The sequence below is a fragment of the Nocardia sp. No.11 genome (genome assembly GCF_038752175.1).
Taxonomy (GTDB): Bacteria; Actinomycetota; Actinomycetes; order Mycobacteriales; family Mycobacteriaceae; genus Nocardia; species Nocardia canadensis.
The window spans coordinates 45,242-67,030 of the sequence record NZ_JBCGFB010000025.1 but is presented as its reverse complement, the minus strand read 5'-3'; the positions used below and the strand labels follow the sequence as shown (position 1 = coordinate 67,030).

The window sequence follows — 21,789 nt, the reverse complement described above, 5'->3', positions numbered from 1 at the left end:
GGCGGGCACCGGGGGGCCGGCGCGGTGCCGACCGTCGCCGTTGGTCGCCGGCGCGCCATCGCGGGCGGCGTCGAGCGCGACGTGTTCGGCGTGTCCGCCGTGGGGCGCGGTCACCGCGAAGCTCTCGATGCGGATGCCGGTCACGGTGCCGATCGCCAGTCCGGCTTCGATCGCCGCGCCCGCGTCGCGGCAGTGCACATGCGCTGACCAGGTGCTGTCCCCGTCGCCGACCACGACGACCGAGTCACCGAGCACGGCGAGCCGGTCGCGCAATCCCGACGCGGCGGCCTCGTCCGTGTCGGCGATCACGTACATGACCTCGAAGTGGGGATCCGGGAAGTCGCGGTGGTCGTCCCAGGAGTCGGCGGGGCGCGTCGGCTCCGAATCGGCGGTTCGGGGAGGCGCCTGCCCGGACGGATGCTCTCGGCCATCGACGGGTCGGCGGGCGTCGGATCGGCCGCCATCGGCTCGGCTATCGGTGGATCGGATATCGGCGGATTGGCCGCNATCGACGGGTCGGCGGGCGTCGGATCGGCCGCCATCGGCTCGGCTATCGGTGGATCGGATATCGGCGGATTGGCCGCCGCCGGATCGGCCGTCATCGGATCGGTTGGCGTCGGGCCGGTTGGCGCCGGATCGGCCGTCATCGGATCGGTTGGCGTCGGGCCGGTTGGCGCCGGATCGGCTGTCGACGGGCGGGCCGTCGTCGACGCCAGGCCACCGCCGGGTCGCGCTCTGCCCGTCGGCCCGCAAGTAGCTGTCCCTGGCCGGGGCTTGCCCGCAGACCCGTCGCACCAGGCAATCGAGCAACACCAGCAGTCCCCTGGCACCGGCATCGACGACGCCCGCCGCCCGCAGGACGCCCAGCTGCGCCGGCGTCTCGTTGAGCGCACGCGCGGCGCCCTCGGCTGCCGACTGCGCGACGGAGATCAGCGAGACTTCCGCCGAGGCGTCGGCCGCGACGGCGGCCCGGTCGAGCACCGTCAGAATCGTGCCCTCGACCGGAGCGCTGAGTCCGGTGCGCACGAGCACCGCGGCCCGCCGCAGGGCCGTCCGCAACCGTTCCCCGGTCAGCGGACCCCCGACCACCGCCTCGGCGATCCCACGCAACACCTGCGACAGAATGATCCCCGAGTTCCCCCGCGCACCTGTGGTCGCTCCGCGCGCGAGCGCCTGCGCGACGAGATGGGCCGAAGGGCCGCCGCCGGTCTCCGTAGCTCCCGTGCCCATGCCGACGTCCATGCCGACCGCGCTGTCGACCGCGCCGAGTCCGACGCCCTCGGCACCCGCCCCGGCGCCGTCCGGCGCCGACGCGACACCCGCACCGGGGTCCATACCCCCAATGCCGCCTGCGCCAGGGTCCACACCCGCGATAGCGCCCGCGCCAGGATCGACACCCGCGACACCACCCGCACCGGGCTCCACACCCGCGAGGCCGACTCGATCGGCGGTGAGACCGGCACGTGTCGCGTCCGGAATCGCGTGCTCGGCGGCGGCGACGGCGGCGCGCATCGTGGCGAGCAGATTGGTTCCGGTGTCGGAGTCGGCGATGGGGAACACATTGAGCGCGTCGATCTCGGCGCGGCGGAGTTCCAGATCGGTGCGGCAGGCCCTGGCCCAGTCCAGCAGCTCGGCGCCGTCCAGCGCCTCCCGCACGTGCGACACCGTCACCTCGCTCACCGTTGGCGGCGCCCGCCCGCCGGGCACCGCACGCCAGGTTAGCGCCAGCGACCGACAGGGGTATGCTGACCGCGGACGGGCCCGTCATCCGGGCCGTGCCCGGCGTGTCGACCGGGACACCCGGTTTGGAAGTTCACGGCCCGGCCAGCTACCCTTGCAGGGTTGCCTCGTGCGGCCGATCCCGGTCTGCGCTGGCCGACGCGAGTCGGCAAGGCATTTGACGACATCAGTTTCCGGTTCAGCGGGCATACGTGCGCCGCTGTCCGCTTATGACATGAAGGAGCTCGCGACATGGCTGCCGTTTGCGACGTCTGCGCCAAGGGCCCCGGTTTCGGGAAGTCGGTCTCGCACTCGCACCGGCGCACCAACCGTCGCTGGAACCCGAACATCCAGACCGTGCGTGCGCAGGTTGCCCCTGGCAACACCCGCCGGATGAACGTGTGCACCTCCTGCCTGAAGGCGGGCAAGGTCGTCCGCGGCTGATTCTCAGCCCGTACATTCTGCCGATAACGCCCCGGCGCCCCTCGTGGGTGATCCGGGGCTTTGTCGTCGGTGGGGGTCGACGTGACTGACTGGCGCCTCGCGGCGCTGACCGCCGAGCGGGTCACCGCGCTGGCCGCCTGTCATATCGCGAGCTGGCGCGAGGCCTACGACGCCCTGGTGCCGGGCCATGTACTGTCCGGGTTCGATCTCGAACGCTCCGCGCTCACCTGGGAGCGCCGCCGCACCGACGGAACACACCGCCTGCCGATCGCGCTGTCCGGCGACCGGCTGATCGGCTTCGCCTCGGCGACCGAATTCGAACTGGAAGCGCTGTATGTCCGCGCCGCCTGGCACGGCACCGGCGTCGCCGACGCGCTGATCGAAGCCGCCGCTCCCGGCTCACCGTGCACACTGTGGGTCTTCGGCGACTATCCGCGTGCCCACGCCTTCTATCGCAGACACGGCTTCGCCGACACCGGAGTGCGCCGGGTCGACCCCTTCACCCTGCTGCCCGAACAGTGGTGGCGACGCGGCTCTCGCTAGGGTGACGCCATGAGTACCACCGAACCGGTCACCGCCGTCACTGTCGTCGACGGCGTCCTGCAGCTGCCGATCGCCACCGCCGCCGCGGGCACTTCGATGAATTTCGACCTGATCAACGCGGGCACCGAGGCCCTGCGCGCGCTCGATCCCGAGGTCGGCGCCGTGCTGCTGACCGGCACCGGCGCCAACTTCTGCGCGGGCGGCAACGTCCACCACTTCGCCGGCGCCGAGGACCGTGGCGCCTACCTGCACCAGCTCGCCTCCGAACTGCACGACTTCGTGCGCGCGCTGGCCGCGACGCCGGTTCCGGTCGTGGCCTCGGTGCACGGCTGGGCCGCAGGCGCCGGCATGAGCCTGGTGTGCGCCGCCGACATCGCGATCGGTGGCCCCTCGACCAAGCTGCGCCCCGCCTACCCGGGCATCGGCCTGAGCCCCGACGGCGGCATGTCCTGGCTGCTGCCCCGCATCGTCGGCACGAGCCGGGCCGCCGAGATCCTGCTCACCGACGCCGTCCTCGGCGCCGACGAGGCCGTGCGCCTGGGCATTCTGAGCCGCACCGTCGCCGACGACGAGGTCCGCGCCGAGGCACTGCGGGTCGCCCAGAGCTTCGTCACCGGACCGCGCGCCACCTACGCGGCCATGAAAAAGCTGCTGGCCCAATCGCCGACGGCGACTCTGGACCAGCAGCTCGATGCCGAACGCGACAGCATCTCCGCCGCCGCGAACAGCGAAACCGGCCGGGAGGGCGTGGATGCCTTCGTCGGCAAGCGCAAGCCTGCTTACCTCGGGCTCAACTGATCACCACTGTTTCGGCCGCCTCGCCGCCGAGGGGCGATACGGAACGCCGCAGGCGCAGTATCACCCCTCGGCGGCGAGGTCACGAGGCCGAAACCCGCGGCGCCAGCCGCCTAAGATACAGCCGAAACCCCGCGGCGCCAGCCGCCTACTAGCACTGTGCGCCGAGGGCGCTGAAGGTGTTCTGCAGCAGGCAGGTCACCTTCGCGTTCACGCCCGAGGAGATGGTGGAGGTGCCGGTGGAGGTCCATTCCTCACCGATCTGGGTGGTGGCCACCGGCGCGGCCTCCTCGTTGTAGGGCTCGAGCGCCAGGCCCGCCGCGTTGGCCGAGGCGGCGCCCGCGGTCAGGGCGGCGGCGACGGCGGCGGTCGCGACGGCGGCGCGAACGGTGGTGATGTGCATCGGGTTGTGCTCCTTCATCATTTTCTTCTGGTGCGGGCGACGCCCCGGGTCAGGGCAGCCGCCAGTCGACGGGTTCGGCTCCGAGTTCGTCGAGCAGCTCGTTGACCCGGGAGAAGGGCCGCGAACCGAAGAATCCGCGCGAGGCCGACAAGGGTGAGGGGTGGGCCGATTCGATGTAGGGGATCTCGGCCTCGGTCAGCGTCGGCTTGAGCGAGCCCGCGTCGCGTCCCCACAGCACGGCGACCAGCGGCTCGTCGCGGGCGACCAGCGCCCGGATGGCCTGCTCGGTGACCGCTTCCCAGCCCTTGCCGCGATGCGAGGCGGGCGTGCCGGGCGTCACGGTGAGCACCCGGTTCAGCAGCAGCACACCCTGATCCGACCACGGGCTCAGGTCACCGCTGCTGGGCGTATCGAAGCCGAGGTCCTTGGTGTACTCGGCGAAGATGTTGGACAGGCTGCGCGGCACCGGCGAGACCTCAGGGGCGACAGAGAAACTCAGACCCATCGCGTGGCCCGGCGTCGGGTAGGGATCCTGGCCGACGATCAGCACGCGCACGGCGTCGAACGGACGGCGGAACGCGCGTAGCACGTTCTCCCCGGCGGGCAGATAGCCCCGGCCCGCGGCGTTCTCGGCACGCAGGAATTCGCCCATCTCGCTGATCCGGTCGGCCACCGGCTCCAGTGCCCGGGCCCAGCCCGGATCGATGATCTCCGACAGTGGTTTGGCACCCATGACCGCACAACCTATCGGTTCCGGCCGCCGGGCGTGGCGTCCGCCCCACGGAACGATTCCCAGCCGGTGCCGCCGGTCGGCGCGGCACCGTCCACGGTGACGCCGCTGCCTGCGGTGACGACGCCGATCGGCCGCCAGCCCGGCGGCAACGCGGTGCCCGCGGGCCAGGTGCCCGCGAAGGCGTGATCCTCGCCGCCGGCCAGAATCCATTGCGCCGCATCGACATCGAGCAGTACGGCGAGCGCGGCCAGGTCGGGGTCGGCCAGCGCCGCGCTGTGCACGTCGATCGCCACGCCCGAGGCAGTCGCGAGATGGCCGAGGTCGGCGAGCAACCCGTCGGAGACGTCGGTGAGCGCGGTCGGCGTCGCACCACCGGCGACATCGAGCACCGCGGCGTAGGGCGGTTGCGGAACCCGATGCGTCGCAAGGGCATGCGCGAAAGCCGGGTCGGAAGTGTCGGCGTCGCCGGACAATACGGCCAGTCCGGCGCCGGACCAGCCGAGTTCGCCCGCCACCGCGACGATGTCACCGACGGTCGCGCCCGAGCGGGTCAGCGCCGCCCGGCCGCCCAAGTCACCGAACGCGGTCACCGAGACGACCAGCTGGTCACTGCGCACCAGGTCGCCGCCCGCGATGGACCCGCCCGCGCGGCTCGCCTCGGCCCACATGCCGTCGGCGATGCCGGTCACCACCGGCACCGGGGTGTCGGCCGGGCAGCCGAGCGCGACGACGAAGGCCGTCGGGCGCGCGCCCATGGCGACGATGTCGGCGGCGTTCTGCGCGATGGCCTTGCGACCGATGTCCTGCGGCGCCGACCAGTCGCGGCGGAAGTGCCTGCCCTCGACCAGCATGTCGGTACTCACCACGAACCGCCCGTCGGGCGCGGCGACCAGCGCGGCGTCGTCACCGGGGCCGAGCAGCACCTGCGGTCCCTGCTCCCGGTTCGCGGTGATCCGGTCGATCAGGGCGAACTCGCCCAGCTCACGCACCGTCTGCGGACGGCTGTCCTCGCTGATGACCGGCCCCTTCCCAGTGTGCTGCTGACCGACGAAATCGCCCCGACGGTACCCTTTCGGAGGCGATCGGACACAACGGAAAGGACCGGACGGTTATGGCGGCGGATTCGTCGGACCCGACAGCGGCGGACGACCGGGACGGCAAGTCTTCGGGCGCGGACGCCCCCGACACCGCGGCTGCGGCGACGACCGACCCGTCCGCGACCGGCTCGGCTGCCGCGTCGACGACGGACGAGCCCGCTGGGCCGACCGATCCGAACTCGGCCGACAGCGGCACGACGCCGGGCTCCGCCGCCGAACCCGATGCCGACGCGTCGACCCCCTACTCCCCCGCGCTGATCGCCACCGCGGTCGCCCTGCCGGTCATCCTGATCGTCGGCGTCCTCGTCGCGGCCTTCATCGCCCTGCGCGCCCCCGTCGAACGTGAGCCCCTCGCCCTCGGCCCGGTCCCGGCCCCGGCGGCCGACGGCCCGGCCTGCCAGGCCCTGCTGCCCGCCCTGCCCGCCGACCTCGGCGACTACACCAAGTCGACTCTGGTCGAGCCGGCGCCGCCCGCGACCCGCGCCTGGCAGCACCCCGACGGCGGCGAGCCGATCGTGCTGCGCTGCGGTCTGGATCGGCCGCTCGAATTCAACCGCGCGTCCCCGCTGACGGTGGTCGACGGTGTGAAGTGGTTCCAGGTCCGCGACGAGGTCGGCAAGGTCGGCACCTGGTTCGCCGTCGACCGCGAGACCTACATCGCCCTGACCGTCCCCGACGGGTCGGGCGCGGGCTCCATCCAGACGGTATCCGAGGTCATCACCGCGAATCTGCCCGCCCGCGAACCCACCCCGGGCGAGCTCTAGTTCGGAGCCTCGATACTCCGAGACGCGACCACCACGTTTTCGGCCGCCTCGCCGCCGAGGGGCGAGACGAAACGCCGAAGGCGCAGTATCGTCCCTCGGCGGCGAGGTCACGAGGCCGAAAACCCGCGGCACCAGCCGCCGAAAACTCAGCGCAGGCCGGTGCCGCGCGCCACGGCGGTGTCGATCAGGGTCGAGACGAGCGCCGGGTAGTCGACACCGGTCGCCTCCCACATCCGCGGGTACTGCGAGATCGGGGTGAAGCCGGGCATGGTGTTGATCTCGTTGATCACCGGGCCGTCGGCGGTGACGAAGAAGTCGACCCGGGCCAGGCCCTGGCAGTCCAACGCGCGGAAGGCACGCACCGACAGCTCGCGGATCTGGTCGGCGACCGCGTCGTCGAGCTTGGCGGGGACGTCGAATTCGCAGACGTCGTCGAGGTATTTGGTGGCGAAGTCGTAGAACTCCGGGGCCGCGGCGTCGGCGTCGGGCATCCGGATCTCGGAGACGACGCTGGCCCGTACCTGCCCGTCGGCGAATTCCAGCACGCCGCACTCGACTTCGCGGCCGACGATGCCCGCTTCGACGATCACCTTCGGATCGTGTTCGCGCGCGGCCGCGACCGCGGCGTCCAGATCGGCCCAGTCGGTGATCTTGGTGATGCCGATCGACGATCCGCCGCGAGCCGGCTTCACGAACGCGGGCAGGCCGAGGCGCGCGCGCTCGTCCTCGGTCAGCGTCGCCGTGCCGGGCCGCAACACCACCTGCACGCCGACGGGCAGACCCTCGGCGGCCAGCAATTTCTTGGTGAACTCCTTGTCCATACCCGCGGCACTGGCCAGCACGCCCGCCCCCACATAGGGGACGCCGGCTAACTCGAGCATGCCTTGGAGCGTGCCGTCCTCGCCGAACGGACCGTGCAGGATCGGGAACACCACATCGACACCGCCCAGGGCGGCGGTGGGATCGTCGAGCGCGACCAGCGCGCCGCCCCGGCCCGGATCGGCGGCCAGGGTGAGCGCGGTGCCCGCCGCGTCGACCGCGGGCAGCGCGTCATGGCTGAGTTCGAGCGCGCCGAGGCCCTCGGCCAGCACCCAGCTGCCGGTGGTGGTGATGCCGATCGGCACCGCCTCGTAGCGCTCGGGATCGAGGTTGCGCAGCACGCTGCTCGCCGACACACACGAGACGGCGTGCTCGCTGCTGCGCCCGCCGAAAACCACGGCCACCCTGATCCGATTCGTCATGAACGTCACCGTAACCGGTCGGCCGACCTGCGGCGCTATCGACCTACTCGGGCTTGATCCGCCTGCCGAGCAAACTGTCGACGGCCTCGCTGACCGAAAGACCCTCGTGACACACCCGGTGCACCGCGTCGGTCAGCGGCATCTCCACGTCGTGGGCGGCGGCCAGGGCCCGCACCGATGTGCACGACTTCACACCTTCGGCCACCTGCCCATTGGTCGCGTCCTGCGCGACCTGCATCGACCCGCCCGCGCCGAGGACATACCCGAAGGACCGGTTCCGCGACAGCGGCGAGGTACAGGTCGCCACCAGGTCGCCGACGCCGGCGAGCCCGGCCAGGGTGACCGGCTGCGCGCCGAGCGCGACTCCGAGCCGGATCACCTCGGCCAGTCCGCGGGTGATCAGGCTGGCGACGGTGTTGTCGCCCAGTCCCATCCCGGAAGCGATGCCGCAGGCCAGCGCGATGACGTTCTTACACGCGCCGCCGATCTCGCAGCCGATCACATCGGTGTTGGTGTACGGCCGGAAATAGCCCGTGGCGCAGGCCCGCTGCGCGACGCCGGCCCGCTCGCTGTCCGAACACGCGATCACGGTGGCCGCGGGCTGCCGTTCGACGATCTCCCCCGCGAGATTCGGGCCCGACAGCACCGCGATGCGTCCCGGCTCGGCACCGGTGACCTCGGCGATGACCTGACTCATCCGCAGCAACGTGCCGGTCTCGATGCCCTTGGCCAGGCTCAGCAGCGTGGCGTCGGCATCGATATCGCCCTTCCACTGCTCCAGATTCGCGCGCAGCGACTGCGACGGGACCGCGAGCACGACCAGGTCGGCGCCGGCGAGCGCGGCCCGGTGATCATCGGTGGCGTGTACCGGCGGCAACTGCACGCCGGGCAGGTAGATCGGATTGCGGTGCTCCGTGTCGAGCGCCTGCGCCACCTCGCTCCGTCTGGCCCAGATCGTGACCTCGGTCCCCGCCTCAGCCAACACCTTCGCGAACGCGGTGCCCCACGACCCCGCACCCATAACCGCCGCCCTCGTCATCAGCTCAATATGCCATGTAAGGATTGATGTCATGCGTCCGCACACCGTGCACGCCGTGATGGCGGTCAAGCACATCGATCGGGCCAAGAGCAGGCTGGCCGACGTGCTGACTCCCGAGCAGCGCGGTCAGCTCGTGTTGGCCATGTTCGCCGACACCGTCGTGGCCGCGACCGCGGTGCCCGAGGTGTTGTCGCTGACGGTGGTCACCCCCGATCCGCTCGTCGCGACCCGGGCCCGCGCGCTCGGCGCGCACGTCCTCGACGAACCGGTGGGCGCCCCCGATCCGCTCAACGCCGCGCTGTCGGCGGGCGCGGCCGAGGTGCGCGACCGGCACGGCCCGGCCCATCTGCTGGCCCTGCAGGCCGACCTGCCCGCCCTGCGCCCGGCCGAGTTGGCCGACCTGCTCACCGTCGCTCCCGACGGCGTCCGCTCGGTGGTGATCGACCACACCGGCACCGGCACCGCGGCATTACTGGTCCGCGACACGACCGCCGCGCTGGCTCCGCGCTTCGGCGTCGACTCCGCGCGCGCGCACCGCGCGGACGGCGCGCACGCACTCGGCGGGCACTGGCCCGGTCTTCGTTGCGACGTCGACACCCCCGCCGACCTGGCGACCGTCCACCGGCTCGGGGTCGGTGCGCACACCGCGCACACCCTCGCCGAATTCGGGCTGTCCTGTCACCTGGGTGATCCGGTTCGCACCGTGTGCTAGCCGATCGCCGCCACTGGTCAGGGTCGGGCGAACGCGGCAACGTCATACTGCGGACTGCCCGGTTCGTAGGGGATGATTGACAGCGTGAGCGATACGGAAACCATCAAGCACCAGCCTCCGATTTCCCCGCCACCTGCGGCCGCCACCGCCTCGGGCGGTGACCCGTCGACACAGCGATTGCCCAGGGATCGCTACCTCAACCGGGAACTGAGCTGGCTCGACTTCAACGCCCGCGTCCTCGCGCTCGCCGAGGACGCCTCGCTGCCGCTGCTCGAACGCGCCAAGTTCCTGGCGATCTTCGCCTCGAATCTCGACGAGTTCTACATGGTCCGCGTCGCCGGCCTGAAACGCCGTGCCGAGACCGGGCTGTCCGTGCGCTCCGCCGACGGCCGCTCCCCGTCGGAGCAACTGGAGATGATCGCCGCCCGCGCCCAGGAACTCGCCGAGCGCCACGCGCACGTGTTCCTCGACGAGGTGAATCCCGCGCTGGCCGAGGAGGGCATCGACCTCATCGGCTGGGCCGATCTCGACGACGATGAACGGCAACGGCTCTCGGGGTATTTCACCGATCAGGTGTTCCCCGTGCTCACCCCGCTGGCCGTCGACCCGGCCCACCCGTTCCCCTACATCTCGGGCCTGAGCCTCAACCTCGCGGTCACGGTGAAGGACACCGGCACCGGCGGCGAGCATTTCGCCCGCGTGAAAGTGCCCGACAACGTCGACCGGTTCGTGCGCGTGCGCCGCACCAAGGCGCCCTCGGCGATCGCGGCGTTCCTGCCGATGGAAGACCTCATCGCCGCGCACCTGGATCTGCTGTTCCCCGGCCTGACCGTAGTGGAGACGCATTCGTTCCGGATCACCCGCAACGCCGATTTCGAGGTCGACGAGGACCGCGACGAGGACCTGCTGCAGGCGATGGAACGCGAACTCGCGCGGCGCCGGTTCGGGAAGCCCGTGCGGCTCGAGGTCTCCGACGACATGACCGAGCACATGCTGGAGTTGCTACTACGCGAACTCGAGGTCGACCCCGGCGACGTCATCCAGGTGCCCGGGCTGCTGGATCTGTCGTGCCTGTGGCAGGTCTACGGCGTCGACCGGCCCGATCTCAAGGACGCGCCGTATGTTCCGGCCACCCCCGCGGCCTTCGGCGAACGCGAGACCCCGCGCAACGTCTTCGCGGCACTGCGCGAGGGCGACGTGCTGGTGCACCACCCCTACGATTCGTTCTCCACCAGCGTGCAGCGCTTCATCGAGCAGGCCGCGGCCGACCCGCAGGTGCTGGCGATCAAGCAGACGCTCTACCGCACCTCCGGTGACTCCCCCATCATCAACGCGCTGATCGAGGCCGCCGAGGCGGGCAAGCAGGTCGTCGCGCTGGTCGAGATCAAGGCCCGCTTCGACGAGCAGGCCAACATCAAATGGGCGCGCGCGCTGGAACAGGCCGGCGTCCACGTGGTGTACGGCCTGATCGGCCTCAAGACCCACTGCAAGACCTGCTTGGTGGTGCGCCGCGAGGGCTCGACCATCCGCCGCTACTGCCACATCGGCACGGGCAACTACAACCCGAAGACCGCGCGCCTGTACGAGGACGTCGGGTTGTTCACCGCCGCACCGGAGATCGGCGCCGATCTGACCGACCTGTTCAACTCGCTGACCGGGTACTCCCGCAAGGAGGACTACCGCAACCTGATGGTCGCCCCGCTCGGCGTGCGCGCGGGCATCATCGAACGGATCGACCGCGAGATCGAACTGGCCAGGGAGGGCTTCGACGCCCGGATCCGGCTCAAGGCCAACGCGATCGTCGACGAGCAGATCATCGACGCGCTCTACCGGGCGTCGCAGGCCGGCGTGCCGGTGCAGATCGTGGTGCGCGGCATCTGCGGCCTGCGCCCCGGCGTGCCCGGCCTGAGCGAGAACATCGAGGTGCGCTCGATCCTGGGCCGGTTCCTGGAGCACTCCAGGGTGATCGAGTTCCGCGCGCAGGAGCAGACCTGGATCGGCAGCGCCGACATGATGCACCGCAATCTCGACCGCCGCGTCGAGGTCATGGTGCAGGTGAAGGATCCGCGCCTGGTCGAACAGCTGGCCGTGGTGTTCGATTCGGCGCTCGACCCGATGACCCGCTGCTGGGTCCTCGGCCCGGACGGCACCTGGCAGGCCAGCCCGTCCGACGCCGACGCCGACCAGGTGCGCGACCACCAGCAGTTCCTGATGCGGCTGCGTCGTCCCGATCAGCCGTGAGCGAGGGCGTACAGACCGCGATGCACGATCCCAGGGTTCGACCCAACATCCATGCCGCGGGCGCGGTCCTGTGGCGCGACGGCGCCGCAGGACCGGAGATCGGCGTGATCCACCGGCCCAAGTACGGCGACTGGTCGCTGCCCAAGGGCAAGCTCGACCCCGGCGAGACCCCGGTGATCGCCGCGGTGCGCGAAGTCGGCGAGGAGACCGGGCTGCCGTGCACCCTCGGTCGCTATCTCGGGCACGTCACCTATCCGATCCCCGGCCACCGTCAGCTCAAGCGGGTCGACTACTGGGCCGCCGAGGCGGCGGTTGGCGAGTTCGCCGTCAACGCCGAGGTCGACCAGCTGCGCTGGTACCCGCTCGACCGGGTGATGGATCAGCTGTCGTATCCGATGGACCGCCAGGTCGTCCGGATGTTCGCCCGGCTGCCCGCCCGGACGAACACGGTACTGCTGGTCCGCCATGCCAAGGCAGGCAAGCGCTCGCGTTTCGACGGACCCGACGAGTTACGCCCGCTCGAGCCCGCCGGCGAGCAGCAGGCGAAGGCATTGACACCGAATCTGCTGGCGTTCGGTCCCTCCGAGATCCATTCGGCCGATCCGCTGCGCTGTATCCAAACCGTGACCCCGTTGGCAGAACAGTTGAACGCCGAAATCAATTGCGAGCCAATGTTTTCCGAGCAAGGTTACGATTCAGCGAAAAGCGCCGCGCGGCAACGATTTCTGTCGTTGGTAACGGATCGGGGTGTGCCGGTGGTGTGCAGTCAGGGCGGGGTGATTCCGGATCTGACACAGTGGCTCGCCGAGCAGGGTGGCCTCCCCCTGCCGCCCGCGCGCAATCGCAAGGGCAGCGTCTGGGCATTGTCGTTCGTTGCGGACCGATTGGTCGCGGCCGACCATATGGACCGGTCGCTCTCGACGGGAATCGTCACCGCCTGAGTCGCCCGCACCGCCTCGAAACAGCCGAAACGGCCCCGGAATCCCGGGGCCGTTCTCGGTCCAGTGGTGGGTGATGCGGCCTACGTGCACATTCCCCGACCCGATCCCGCTGCGGCGGGATCAACGAGCACGACGGGTGGCTGTCTTCTTCGCAGCAGTCTTCTTGGCAGGAGCCTTCTTGGCGGCCGTGGTCTTGGCCGCGGTGGTCTTGGCGGCCGTGGCCTTCTTGGCCGCCGTGACCTTCTTGGCCGGAGCCTTCTTGGCCGCGGTCACTTTCTTTGCCGCCGTGGTCTTCTTGGCGGCCGTGGTCTTCTTCGCCGCCGTCGTGGTGGTCTTCTTGGCGGCGGGCGCCTTGGTGGCTGCCTTACGGGCGGTGGTCTTGGCCGGACCCTTCGACGGCGTCGCCTTCTTGGCGGCGGTCTTCTTGGCCGCCGTCTTCTTGGCTGCCGCCTTCTTCGCCGCCACCGGGGCATTCACGCCACGCTTGACGGCAGGGCCGGACGCGGCCAGCTTCTGCTTACCCGCGATCACCGCCTTGAACTGAGCGCCCGGCCGGAAGGCAGGCACCGAAGTCGCCTTCACCTTCACGGTTTCCCCGGTACGCGGGTTGCGGGCAACCCTGGGGGCACGCTTGCGCTGTTCGAACACACCGAATCCGGTGATGGTGACGCTTTGACCTTTGTGCACGGCGCGAACGATGGTATCGACCACGTTCTCGACAGCCGCAGTTGCCGTGCGCCTGTCCGTACCCAACTTTTCGGTCAGAACGTCGATCAGTTCCGCCTTGTTCATTGAATCCTCCGCAGACTAATGGCCCGTCGTCGGACCGACTAGGTACCACGGTAAACCCAGTTTGAGCAAGAGTCTATGTGCCACGCCAAAATTCATGTGGTTTAGCACACGTCCAGCTACCGCCCCCAGGGAAGCGCCACTAAGCGTCCCAGGTGATTACGCCTGCGAAATAGGCTCCGGCAGCGTCACGGGTTTCCATGACGGCCTTCCCTTTTCGAACTCGCCGATGACGTCTGCCCGCCGCAGCGTGAGGCCGATGTCGTCCAAACCCTCCAGCAGACGCCACCGGGTGTAGTCGTCAATATCGAACGGCAACACGACGGTTCCCGCCGTCACGGTGCGCGCGGTCAGGTCAACAACCAATTCGAGGCCGGGCTGTTCCTCGATCAGCTTCCACAGCATTTCGACATCGTTCTGTGACATCTGCGCGGCCAACAGGCCGCCCTTCCCCGCATTCCCGCGGAAGATGTCGGCGAAACGCGACGAGATGACCACCCGAAAGCCGTAGTCCGACAGCGCCCACACGGCGTGCTCCCGGGAGGACCCGGTACCGAAATCCGGCCCGGCCACCAGCACGCTGCCATGGCTGTACGGCTCGGTGTTCAGAATGAAGTCCGGATCGGCCCGCCAACCGGCGAACAAGCCGTCCTCGAAACCAGTGCGGGTCACCCGCTTCAGGTAAACAGCCGGGATGATCTGGTCGGTGTCGACATTGGACCGGCGCAGCGGGACCCCGATGCCTTTGTGAACAGTGAAGGCTTCCATAACGATTCTCCTTCGATCGTGGTGGTCGGGGCGCTCAGGCCAGATCGGCGGGCGAGGACAGGGTGCCGCGGACCGCCGTGGCGGCCGCGACCAGGGGCGAGACCAGGTGCGTACGGCCACCCTTGCCCTGCCTGCCTTCGAAATTGCGGTTCGACGTCGACGCGCAGCGCTGGCCCGGCTCGAGCTGATCGGGATTCATGCCCAGGCACATCGAGCAGCCCGCCTGGCGCCATTCCGCGCCGGCGGCGGTGAAAATCTCGCCGAGTCCTTCTTTTTCCGCCTGGGCGCGCACCTTCATCGAGCCGGGAACGACCAGCATTCGCACGCCGTCGGCCACGTGGCGGCCCTTCAGCACATCGGCGACGGCCCGCAAATCCTCGATCCGGCCGTTGGTGCAGGAACCGACGAAAACGGTGTCGACGGTGACCTCACGCAGCGGCATTCCCGGCGTCAGGTCCATGTAGCGCAAGGCCTTCTCGGCGGCCTCGCGCTCGCTCTCATCGACGATCTGGGCCGGATCCGGCACGTTCGCGCCCAGCGGCAGGCCCTGACCGGGGTTGGTGCCCCAGGTGACGAACGGGGTCAGCTGGTTCGCGTCGATGTGGACCTCGGCGTCGAAAACCGCGCCCTCGTCGGTCTTCAGCGCCTCCCAGGCGGCCACCGCGGCGTCCCAGTCGGCGCCCTGGGGCGCGTGCGGACGGCCCTTCAGGAATTCGTAGGTCACCGCGTCCGGGGCGATCATGCCGGCGCGAGCACCCGCCTCGATGGACATGTTGCAGATGGTCATCCGCGCTTCCATCGACAGCTTGCGAATCGCCTCGCCGCGGTACTCCAGCACATAGCCCTGGCCGCCGCCGGTGCCGATCTGGGCGATCACGGCCAGGATCAGGTCCTTGCTCGTGACGCCGGGCGCCAATTCGCCGTCGACGGTGATGGCCATCGTCTTGAACGGGCGCAGCGACAGCGTCTGGGTGGCCAGCACGTGCTCGACCTCGCTGGTGCCGATGCCCATCGCCAGCGCGCCGAACGCGCCGTGGGTGGAGGTGTGGCTGTCACCGCAGACCACGGTCATGCCCGGCTGGGTCAGGCCCAGCTGCGGGCCGACCACGTGCACGATGCCCTGCTCGACGTCGCCCATCGGGTGCAGGCGCACGCCGAACTCGGCGCAGTTGCGCCGCAGCGTCTCGACCTGGGTGCGCGAGATCGGGTCGGCGATCGGCTTGTCGATGTCGACGGTGGGGACGTTGTGGTCCTCGGTCGCGATGGTGAGATCGGGCCTGCGCACCGGACGGCCCGCCGCGCGGAGCCCGTCGAAGGCCTGCGGGCTGGTCACCTCGTGCACGAGGTGCAGATCGATGTAGATCAGGTCGGGTTCGCGGGAGGAACCTTCGCCTTCGCCAGGGACGACGACGTGCTGTTCCCACACCTTCTCGGCCAGTGTGCGGGCGCGCTCGGCCATTGCTTGATCACCTTTCGACGGACATACTTGGAATCTCAAGATATGAGACGTTAGTATCGTTCTATGAGACAGCATAGCGGTATCGGGGTCCTCGACAAAGCCGTGGCGGTGCTCTACGCCGTCGCGGACGAGCCATGCGGTCTCAACGACCTGTGCACCCGCACCGGCCTGCCCCGCGCCACGGCGCACCGGCTGGCGGTCGGGCTGGAGACGCACCGGCTGCTGGCACGTGACGGCAACGGGCTGTGGCGTCCCGGCCCCGCGCTCACCGAACTGTCGGCGGGGGCCGCCGATCCACTGGTGGAGGCCGCAGGGGCCATTCTGCCCCGGCTGCGGGAGATCACCGGCGAGAGCGTCCAGTTGTACTGCCGCGACGGCAACGCGCGCGTCTGCGTGGCCGCGCTGGAGCCGCCCGTCGGCCTGCGCGACACCGTGCCCGTCGGCTCCCGGCTCCCGCTCACCGCGGGCTCGGCGGCCAAGGTCCTGATGGCGTGGGCGGACCCGGAGCTCCAGCGCACCGTCCTGGCCGACGCGGTGTTCGGCGATCGCGCGCTGGCCGAGGTCCGCAAGCGCGGCTGGGCGCAGAGTGCCGCCGAACGCGCGCAGGGCGTGGCGAGCGTCTCGGCGCCGGTGCGTGACGCGGCGGGCGTCGTGGTGGCCGCGGTGTCGGTGTCGGGCCCGATCGATCGGATGGGCAGGCGGCCGGGCGCGCGCTGGGCGGCCGATCTGGTCGCCGCCGCCGAGGCGCTGCACAAGCGGCTGTGAACGAAGAAGACCCCCGGTCGAATTCGACCGGGGGTCTTTCTTTGTAGCCCCGACGGGATTTGAACCCGCGCTACCGCCTTGAGAGGGCGGCGTCCTAGGCCGCTAGACGACGGGGCCAGGACGATCTCACCGAAGTGAAATCTTGCTGGGGTACCAGGACTCGAACCTAGAATGGCTGAACCAGAATCAGCTGTGTTGCCAATTACACCATACCCCAAGGATGGAAACGCTCGGCCTCCGTCTCACCGGCTGGTTGTCGGTGTTGCGAGGCCGTGTTCCGCGGCGAGGAGAAGATTACCAAACACAGTGGGGTAAACTACAAATCGCCTGGTCAGAAGCCTATTTTCGGCTGTTTTGACCGTTCCGGGGCGGTGCGGACACCGCCCCGGAACGCACTCACTGCGCGGCGGGCACCCAGCCACGGGCGGCGCGGAGCCGGTCGAGCGAGACCGCGCGGCCGAGCAGCTCCATCGACTCGTAGAGCGGCGGGCTGATGTGCGAGCCCGTCACCGCGACGCGCACCGGCGCGAACGCCTTGCGCGGCTTGAGCCCCAGATCGTCGATCAGCGCCTTCTTCAGAGCCTCTTCCAGGGCCGGAGTGGTCCACTCGGTCAGCGGCTCCACGGCAGCGATGGCGGCGTCGAGCACCGGGTCGGCCTCGGCGCCGAGGTTCTTGGCGCCGGCGGCCTGATCGATCGCGAACGACTCGGGCGCCACAAACAGGAATTTCAGCAGGTCCCAGGCATCGCCGAGCACCACGATGCGGGTCTGCACCAGTTCGGCCGCGGCGAGGAAGATCTTCTCGTCGATTTCGGCGCCGATATGGCCCTGCGCGGTCAGGAACTCCCGCAAACGGTGGCCGAAATCACCCGGCTCGAGCAAACGAATCTGCTCGGCATTGATCGCGTCGGCTTTCTTCTGGTCGAATCGGGCCGGATTGGAATTGACCGTCGAAATGTCGAACGCGGCCACCATCTCGGCCATGGAGAACACGTCGCGGTCCTCGGCGATACTCCAGCCGAGCAGGGCCAGGTAATTCAGCAAACCCTCGGGGACGAATCCCCGATCCCGGTGGACGAACAGATTCGATTCCGGGTCGCGCTTGGACAGCTTCTTGTTGCCCTGACCCATCACGAACGGCAGATGACCGAACTCCGGGGTGAACTCCGCGACCCCGATACGCTGCAGCGCCGCGTACAACGCGAGCTGGCGCGGGGTCGAGGACAGCAGATCCTCACCGCGCAGCACATGGGTGATCTTCATCAGCGCGTCGTCGACCGGATTCACCAGCGTGTAGAGCGGATCACCGCTACCGCGGGTGAGCGCGAAATCGGGCACCGTGCCGGCTTTGAACGTGGTTTCCCCGCGCACCAGATCGTTCCAGCTGAGATCTTCGTCGGGCATCCGCAGCCGGATCACCGCGGGCCTGCCCTCGGCCTTGTAGGCCGCGATCTGCTCGGCGGTGAGGTCGCGATCGAAGTTGTCGTAGCCCAGTTTCGGGTCGCGACCGGCCGCGCGATGGCGCGCCTCGACCTCGTCCGGGGTGGAGAAGGACTCGTAGGCCTCGCCCGCCTCGACCAGCTTGCGCACGACCTCGAGGTGCTGATCGCGGCGCAGCGACTGCCGGTACGGCTCGTAGGGGCCGCCGACCTCGGGGCCCTCGTCCCAGGTCAGGCCCAGCCAGCGCAGCGCGTCCAGGATCGCCCGGTAGGACTCCTCGGAATCGCGTGCGGCGTCGGTGTCCTCGATGCGGAAGACGAAGCTGCCGCCGTGGTGGCGCGCGTACGCCCAGTTGAACAGTGCCGTGCGGATCAGGCCGACGTGCGGCGTGCCGGTCGGCGACGGGCAGAAACGGACCCGTACTTCAGTCATGACTCTCTCTCCGCGGTATCAGCGCTTGGTGGCAACAGGATTGGTGAGGGTGCCGATGCCCTCGACGGTGACCGACACGTTCTGCCCGGCCCGCAGCGGGCCGACGCCTTCCGGTGTGCCGGTGAGGATCACGTCACCGGGCAGCAGGGTCATCACGGTCGACACCCATTCGATGATCTTGGGGATGTCGTGCAGGAACAGCGACGTGCGGCTGCGCTGGCGGACCTCACCCTCGACCTCGGTGACGATCTCCAGATCGCTTGGATCGATGGCGGTTTCGATCCACGGGCCGAGCGGGCAGAACGTGTCGTAGCCCTTGCCCCTGGTCCACTGCCCGTCGTGGCGCTGCTGGTCACGGGCGGTGACATCGTTGGCGACGGTGTAGCCCAGGATGACCTCGGCGGCCTTGGCGGCGGGCACGTCCTTACACGGACGGCCGATCACCACGGCCAGCTCGCCCTCGTAGTCGACCTGGGAAGAGCTGGGCGGCAGGATGATCGGGGCGTTCGGGCCGACGATCGCGGTGTTCGGCTTCAGGAAGATGACCGGATCGGCGGGCGCCTCGCCGCCCATCTCGGCCGCGTGCGCGGCGTAGTTCTTGCCGACGCAGATCACCTTGCTCGCCAGAATCGGGGCCAGCAGGCGGACATCGGCCAGCGGCCAGCTCCGGCCGGTGAACGTCGGCGAACCGAACGGGTGTTCGGCGATCTCCTTGGCGGTGGCATCGCTGCCGTCACCTTCGATGCTGACGAACGCGACTCCATCGGGACTGGCAACTCGACCTAAGCGCATGCCCCGGAGTCTATCGAGACACGCCCACCTGCCCGAACGCGCCCGGGATGCGGCACAGCGGCGGTCATGCGCCCGCGCTCGGAATGCGGGAAAGCTCACACCACTGTGATTCGAAGGCGCTGCCCGCCTACGACATTCGCCACCCGCGCCGGGACCGCCGATTGTGATCTGTCAGACACCGAAGCGGAGGGCGCCATTCAACGGTCACGGGTGTACCGTGAGTCCAGATGTTCACCAAATGAGACATCCATCTCAAATATTGAGATGCAATAGTGCAACCCGGCGAGGTGAGAATCGTGACAGAGGTGCGGCCGACGGCCGAGACGACCAGGATGAGCGACGGCAGACGCTGGCTGATGCTCGCCCTCGGCGTCTTCGCGCAGACCTCGAGTTCGATCTTCATCCACGGCACCCCGTTCCTGCTGCCCGCGCTGACGGCCCGGGGAGATTCGCTGGCCGCCGCCGGTGCGCTGGTCGCCCTGCCGACCGTCGGCCTGGTGTGCACGCTGATCGCGTGGGGCTATGTCGTCGACCGGATCGGTGAGCGGATCGTGCTGGTGGCGGGCACGGCGCTGATGTTCATGGCCGGCGTCGCCGCCGCGGTGGTAAACGATCCGATCGCCTTCGGCGCGCTGCTGTTCCTGGGCGGCGTCGGCGCGGCCAGCTCCAACGGCGCGAGCGGACGGGTGATCGTCGGCTGGTTCCCGCCGGACCGGCGCGGCCTGGCCATGGGCATCCGCCAGACCGCGCAGCCGCTGGGCGTCGGCCTGGCCGCGCTGAGCATCCCGTGGGTCGCCGCGCACCACGGCATCCCCGCCGCACTGCTGGTGCCCGCGCTGATGGCCGGCATCGCCGCGCTCGGCTGTCTGGTCGGCATCGTCGACCCGCCGCGCCCGCCCGCCGAGGCAGCCGACCGCGCCAACCCCTACCGTGGCGATTCCACCCTGTGGCGCATCCACGCCGTATCGATCCTGCTGGTCGTCCCGCAGGCGACCCTGTGGACCTTCGCCCTGCTGTGGCTGCACCGCGACCTGGGCTGGTCGCTGGCGGCCGCGGGCGCGCTGATGACGGCCACCCAATTCCTGGGCGCCGCCGGGCGGATCGGCGCGGGCGCCTGGTCCGACCGGGTCGGCAGCAGGCTGGGCCCGTTGCGCCGGGTGGCCGTCGCGGCCGTCGTCGTGATGGCCGCGCTGACCGTCACCGCCTGGACCGACTGGTGGTGGGCGGCTGTCCCGCTGATGGTCGCCGCCTCGGTGATCTCGGTGTCGGACAACGGCCTGGCCTTCACCGCCGTCGCCGAGATCGCGGGCCCATTCTGGAGCGGTCGCGGCCTGGGCGTCCAGAACACCGGCCAGAACCTCGCCATCGCCGCTGTCCCACCGGTCTTCGGCCTCCTGATCACCGCCACCGGCTTCCCCGCCGCTTTCGCCGTAGCCGCCATCGCCGCCGCCGCGGCCGTTCCCCTGGTCCCGCGGGTCACCGGAAAGTAGCTGTGCCGCAGCATTTTTCACGAAATCGAAATATGCTGCGGCACAACATAACAGCGAATGTCCACCCAACGCGAAGGCCCGCCCCGCAAAACCGGGACGGGCCTTCGGTCGTTGCTGTCCTCAGACGATGGCGGCGATCCGGTCGCCGACCTCGACGGTGGAGGCGGTCCCGGTGCGCGAGGCCAGGTCCTTGGCGACGGCGGACTCGATGCGGGCCGCGCCCTCGGTGTTGCCGAGGTGGGTGAGCAGCAGCGAGACCGACAGGATCGCGGCGGTCGGGTCGGCCTTGGACTGGCCCGCGATGTCGGGGGCACTGCCGTGGACCGGCTCGAACATCGACGGGTTGACACCCGAGGCATCGATGTTGCCCGAGGCGGCCAGGCCGATGCCACCGCTGACGGCGGCGGCCAGGTCGGTGATGATGTCGCCGAACAGGTTGTCGGTGACGATCACGTCGAAGCGGCCCGGATCGGTCACCATGTGGATGGTGGCGGCGTCGATGTGCTGGTAGGCGGTCTGCACCTCGGGGAACTCGGCGGCGACCTCGTTCACGGTGCGCTGCCACAGCGACCCGGCGAAGGTGAGCACATTGTTCTTGTGCACCAGGGTCAGGTGCTTGCGGCGCGCCTGCGCGGTCGCGAAGGCGTAGCGCACGACACGCTCGATGCCGAAGCGGGTGTTGGTCGAGACCTCGGTCGCGACCTCGTGCGGAGTCTCGACGCGGATCGCGCCGCCGGTGCCGGTGTAGGGGCCCTCGGTGCCCTCACGTACGACCACGAAGTCGATGTCGGGGTTTCCGGCCAACGGGCTGGTGACACCCGGGTACAGCCGCGACGGGCGCAGGTTCACGTGGTGGTCGAGCGCGAACCGGGTCTTGAGCAGCAGACCGCGCTCGAGCACACCGCTGGGGACCGACGGGTCCCCGATCGCGCCGAGCAGGATCGCGTCGTGCTGCTTGAGCTCGGGCAGCACCGACTCCGGCAGGATCTCGCCGGTGCGGTGGTAGCGCGCGGCGCCCAGGTCGTATTCGGTCTTCTCGACACCGGGCGAGACCACGTCGAGCACCTTGAGTGCCTCGGCGATGACCTCGGGACCGATGCCGTCACCGGCGATGACTGCGAGTTTCATGAAATTCTCCGTTCGGGGTGAGGCGGATCTTGCGGTGCCGCCTCACCCAACCCC

General features: G+C 69.7%; 21 protein-coding genes and 2 tRNA genes. 9 read left to right on the top strand and 14 right to left on the bottom strand.

The window, feature by feature from the left end:
* Positions 1-1,656 (bottom strand): DAK2 domain-containing protein (locus V8688_RS10840; protein ID WP_342800735.1); only part of this gene is annotated, 1,656 nt, incomplete at its 3' end.
* 315 nt (positions 1,657-1,971) lie between these two features.
* Here V8688_RS10840 and rpmB point away from each other — a divergent pair.
* The 3 genes from rpmB (at position 1,972) to V8688_RS10825 (ending at position 3,504) form a co-directional block, all read left to right on the top strand.
* Complete coding sequence (gene rpmB, locus V8688_RS10835) at positions 1,972-2,163, top strand: 50S ribosomal protein L28 (protein WP_011210730.1); 192 nt, start codon at positions 1,972-1,974, stop codon at positions 2,161-2,163.
* 81 nt (positions 2,164-2,244) lie between these two features.
* Complete coding sequence (locus V8688_RS10830; protein WP_218719248.1) at positions 2,245-2,706, top strand: GNAT family N-acetyltransferase; 462 nt, start codon at positions 2,245-2,247, stop codon at positions 2,704-2,706.
* Between the two features lie 9 nt (positions 2,707-2,715).
* The gene (locus V8688_RS10825; protein WP_218719247.1) at positions 2,716-3,504 is read left to right on the top strand and encodes an enoyl-CoA hydratase-related protein; all 789 of its coding nucleotides are present in this window, start codon (positions 2,716-2,718) and stop codon (positions 3,502-3,504) included.
* Between the two features lie 148 nt (positions 3,505-3,652).
* Here V8688_RS10825 and V8688_RS10820 read toward each other — a convergent pair whose 3' ends face one another.
* From V8688_RS10820 to V8688_RS10810, 3 genes are read right to left on the bottom strand one after another with little or no spacing between them, the layout of a single operon-like run.
* Positions 3,653-3,904 carry a hypothetical protein gene (locus V8688_RS10820; protein ID WP_255587987.1) on the bottom strand — a complete coding sequence of 84 codons (252 nt, stop codon included), beginning with the start codon at positions 3,902-3,904 and terminating at the stop codon, positions 3,653-3,655.
* A 49-nt stretch (positions 3,905-3,953) separates the two neighbouring features.
* Positions 3,954-4,637 carry a uracil-DNA glycosylase gene (locus V8688_RS10815; protein WP_342800730.1) on the bottom strand — a complete coding sequence of 228 codons (684 nt, stop codon included), beginning with the start codon at positions 4,635-4,637 and terminating at the stop codon, positions 3,954-3,956.
* Positions 4,638-4,648: 11 nt separating this feature from the next.
* The gene (locus tag V8688_RS10810; protein WP_342800734.1) at positions 4,649-5,653 is read right to left on the bottom strand and encodes a thiamine-phosphate kinase; all 1,005 of its coding nucleotides are present in this window, start codon (positions 5,651-5,653) and stop codon (positions 4,649-4,651) included.
* A 95-nt stretch (positions 5,654-5,748) separates the two neighbouring features.
* Between V8688_RS10810 and V8688_RS10805 the strand changes: the two genes are divergently transcribed.
* Entirely contained in the window at positions 5,749-6,498 is a 750-nt protein-coding gene (locus V8688_RS10805; RefSeq protein WP_255587986.1) for a DUF3515 family protein, read from the top strand.
* 146 nt (positions 6,499-6,644) lie between these two features.
* Here the strand turns inward: V8688_RS10805 and V8688_RS10800 are convergent, their stop codons facing one another.
* Complete coding sequence (locus V8688_RS10800; RefSeq protein WP_218719244.1) at positions 6,645-7,739, bottom strand: D-alanine--D-alanine ligase family protein; 1,095 nt, start codon at positions 7,737-7,739, stop codon at positions 6,645-6,647.
* Between the two features lie 43 nt (positions 7,740-7,782).
* On the bottom strand, positions 7,783-8,778 hold the full coding sequence (locus tag V8688_RS10795; RefSeq protein WP_218719243.1) for an NAD(P)H-dependent glycerol-3-phosphate dehydrogenase: 996 nt from the start codon (positions 8,776-8,778) through the stop codon (positions 7,783-7,785).
* A 31-nt stretch (positions 8,779-8,809) separates the two neighbouring features.
* Here V8688_RS10795 and cofC point away from each other — a divergent pair, with 31 nt between their 5' ends.
* The 3 genes from cofC to V8688_RS10780 all read left to right on the top strand — a co-directional run bounded on the left by cofC (position 8,810) and on the right by V8688_RS10780 (position 12,672).
* Positions 8,810-9,490 carry a 2-phospho-L-lactate guanylyltransferase gene (gene cofC / locus V8688_RS10790; protein WP_218719242.1) on the top strand — a complete coding sequence of 227 codons (681 nt, stop codon included), beginning with the start codon at positions 8,810-8,812 and terminating at the stop codon, positions 9,488-9,490.
* A 72-nt stretch (positions 9,491-9,562) separates the two neighbouring features.
* Entirely contained in the window at positions 9,563-11,731 is a 2,169-nt protein-coding gene (locus tag V8688_RS10785) for an RNA degradosome polyphosphate kinase (RefSeq protein ID WP_342800729.1), read from the top strand.
* Between the two features lie 20 nt (positions 11,732-11,751).
* Positions 11,752-12,672: a bifunctional NUDIX hydrolase/histidine phosphatase family protein gene (locus V8688_RS10780; protein WP_342800733.1), complete on the top strand. Its 921-nt coding sequence runs from the start codon at positions 11,752-11,754 to the stop codon at positions 12,670-12,672.
* 120 nt (positions 12,673-12,792) lie between these two features.
* On the opposite strand, the gene V8688_RS10775 is transcribed toward V8688_RS10780, so the two are convergent.
* The 3 genes from V8688_RS10775 to leuC all read right to left on the bottom strand — a co-directional run bounded on the left by V8688_RS10775 (position 12,793) and on the right by leuC (position 15,688).
* Positions 12,793-13,464 carry an HU family DNA-binding protein gene (locus V8688_RS10775; RefSeq protein ID WP_342800728.1) on the bottom strand — a complete coding sequence of 224 codons (672 nt, stop codon included), beginning with the start codon at positions 13,462-13,464 and terminating at the stop codon, positions 12,793-12,795.
* 156 nt (positions 13,465-13,620) lie between these two features.
* Positions 13,621-14,229 (bottom strand): 3-isopropylmalate dehydratase small subunit, encoded by a 609-nt coding sequence (gene leuD / locus V8688_RS10770; protein ID WP_218719239.1) that lies wholly within the window; start codon positions 14,227-14,229, stop codon positions 13,621-13,623.
* 34 nt (positions 14,230-14,263) lie between these two features.
* A complete protein-coding gene (leuC, locus tag V8688_RS10765; RefSeq protein WP_342800727.1) occupies positions 14,264-15,688 on the bottom strand; it encodes a 3-isopropylmalate dehydratase large subunit in 1,425 nt (474 codons plus the stop codon).
* Positions 15,689-15,751: 63 nt separating this feature from the next.
* Here leuC and V8688_RS10760 point away from each other — a divergent pair, with 63 nt between their 5' ends.
* Entirely contained in the window at positions 15,752-16,453 is a 702-nt protein-coding gene (locus tag V8688_RS10760) for an IclR family transcriptional regulator (protein ID WP_218719237.1), read from the top strand.
* A 44-nt stretch (positions 16,454-16,497) separates the two neighbouring features.
* Here the strand turns inward: V8688_RS10760 and V8688_RS10755 are convergent.
* The 4 genes from V8688_RS10755 to V8688_RS10740 form a co-directional block, all read right to left on the bottom strand.
* Positions 16,498-16,570, bottom strand: a tRNA-Glu gene (locus tag V8688_RS10755).
* 28 nt (positions 16,571-16,598) lie between these two features.
* Positions 16,599-16,670: transfer RNA gene (locus V8688_RS10750), tRNA-Gln, on the bottom strand.
* Positions 16,671-16,849: 179 nt separating this feature from the next.
* On the bottom strand, positions 16,850-18,325 hold the full coding sequence (gene gltX, locus V8688_RS10745; RefSeq protein WP_342800726.1) for a glutamate--tRNA ligase: 1,476 nt from the start codon (positions 18,323-18,325) through the stop codon (positions 16,850-16,852).
* An 18-nt stretch (positions 18,326-18,343) separates the two neighbouring features.
* Positions 18,344-19,117 (bottom strand): fumarylacetoacetate hydrolase family protein, encoded by a 774-nt coding sequence (locus tag V8688_RS10740; protein WP_218719235.1) that lies wholly within the window; start codon positions 19,115-19,117, stop codon positions 18,344-18,346.
* Positions 19,118-19,449: 332 nt separating this feature from the next.
* Here V8688_RS10740 and V8688_RS10735 point away from each other — a divergent pair, with 332 nt between their 5' ends.
* Positions 19,450-20,607 (top strand): MFS transporter, encoded by a 1,158-nt coding sequence (locus tag V8688_RS10735; RefSeq protein ID WP_342800732.1) that lies wholly within the window; start codon positions 19,450-19,452, stop codon positions 20,605-20,607.
* Between the two features lie 120 nt (positions 20,608-20,727).
* Here the strand turns inward: V8688_RS10735 and V8688_RS10730 are convergent, their stop codons facing one another.
* On the bottom strand, positions 20,728-21,735 hold the full coding sequence (locus V8688_RS10730) for a 3-isopropylmalate dehydrogenase (protein ID WP_342800725.1): 1,008 nt from the start codon (positions 21,733-21,735) through the stop codon (positions 20,728-20,730).
* Positions 21,736-21,789 lie beyond the last annotated feature (54 nt).

Bases quoted from the DNA above. Each gene is read 5' to 3' on its own strand.
- rpmB (WP_011210730.1), top strand. From the start codon at position 1,972: ATGGCTGCCGTTTGCGACGTCTGCGCCAAGGGCCCCGGTTTCGGGAAG.
- V8688_RS10825 (WP_218719247.1), top strand. From the start codon at position 2,716: ATGAGTACCACCGAACCGGTCACCGCCGTCACTGTCGTCGACGGCGTC.
- V8688_RS10820 (WP_255587987.1), bottom strand. From the start codon at position 3,904: ATGCACATCACCACCGTTCGCGCCGCCGTCGCGACCGCCGCCGTCGCC.
- V8688_RS10815 (WP_342800730.1), bottom strand. From the start codon at position 4,637: ATGGGTGCCAAACCACTGTCGGAGATCATCGATCCGGGCTGGGCCCGG.
- V8688_RS10805 (WP_255587986.1), top strand. From the start codon at position 5,749: ATGGCGGCGGATTCGTCGGACCCGACAGCGGCGGACGACCGGGACGGC.
- V8688_RS10800 (WP_218719244.1), bottom strand. From the start codon at position 7,739: ATGACGAATCGGATCAGGGTGGCCGTGGTTTTCGGCGGGCGCAGCAGC.
- V8688_RS10795 (WP_218719243.1), bottom strand. From the start codon at position 8,778: ATGACGAGGGCGGCGGTTATGGGTGCGGGGTCGTGGGGCACCGCGTTC.
- cofC (WP_218719242.1), top strand. From the start codon at position 8,810: ATGCGTCCGCACACCGTGCACGCCGTGATGGCGGTCAAGCACATCGAT.
- V8688_RS10785 (WP_342800729.1), top strand. From the start codon at position 9,563: ATGATTGACAGCGTGAGCGATACGGAAACCATCAAGCACCAGCCTCCG.
- V8688_RS10780 (WP_342800733.1), top strand. From the start codon at position 11,752: ATGCACGATCCCAGGGTTCGACCCAACATCCATGCCGCGGGCGCGGTC.
- V8688_RS10775 (WP_342800728.1), bottom strand. From the start codon at position 13,464: ATGAACAAGGCGGAACTGATCGACGTTCTGACCGAAAAGTTGGGTACG.
- leuD (WP_218719239.1), bottom strand. From the start codon at position 14,229: ATGGAAGCCTTCACTGTTCACAAAGGCATCGGGGTCCCGCTGCGCCGG.
- leuC (WP_342800727.1), bottom strand. From the start codon at position 15,688: ATGGCCGAGCGCGCCCGCACACTGGCCGAGAAGGTGTGGGAACAGCAC.
- V8688_RS10760 (WP_218719237.1), top strand. From the start codon at position 15,752: ATGAGACAGCATAGCGGTATCGGGGTCCTCGACAAAGCCGTGGCGGTG.
- gltX (WP_342800726.1), bottom strand. From the start codon at position 18,325: ATGACTGAAGTACGGGTCCGTTTCTGCCCGTCGCCGACCGGCACGCCG.
- V8688_RS10740 (WP_218719235.1), bottom strand. From the start codon at position 19,117: ATGCGCTTAGGTCGAGTTGCCAGTCCCGATGGAGTCGCGTTCGTCAGC.
- V8688_RS10735 (WP_342800732.1), top strand. From the start codon at position 19,450: ATGAGCGACGGCAGACGCTGGCTGATGCTCGCCCTCGGCGTCTTCGCG.
- V8688_RS10730 (WP_342800725.1), bottom strand. From the start codon at position 21,735: ATGAAACTCGCAGTCATCGCCGGTGACGGCATCGGTCCCGAGGTCATC.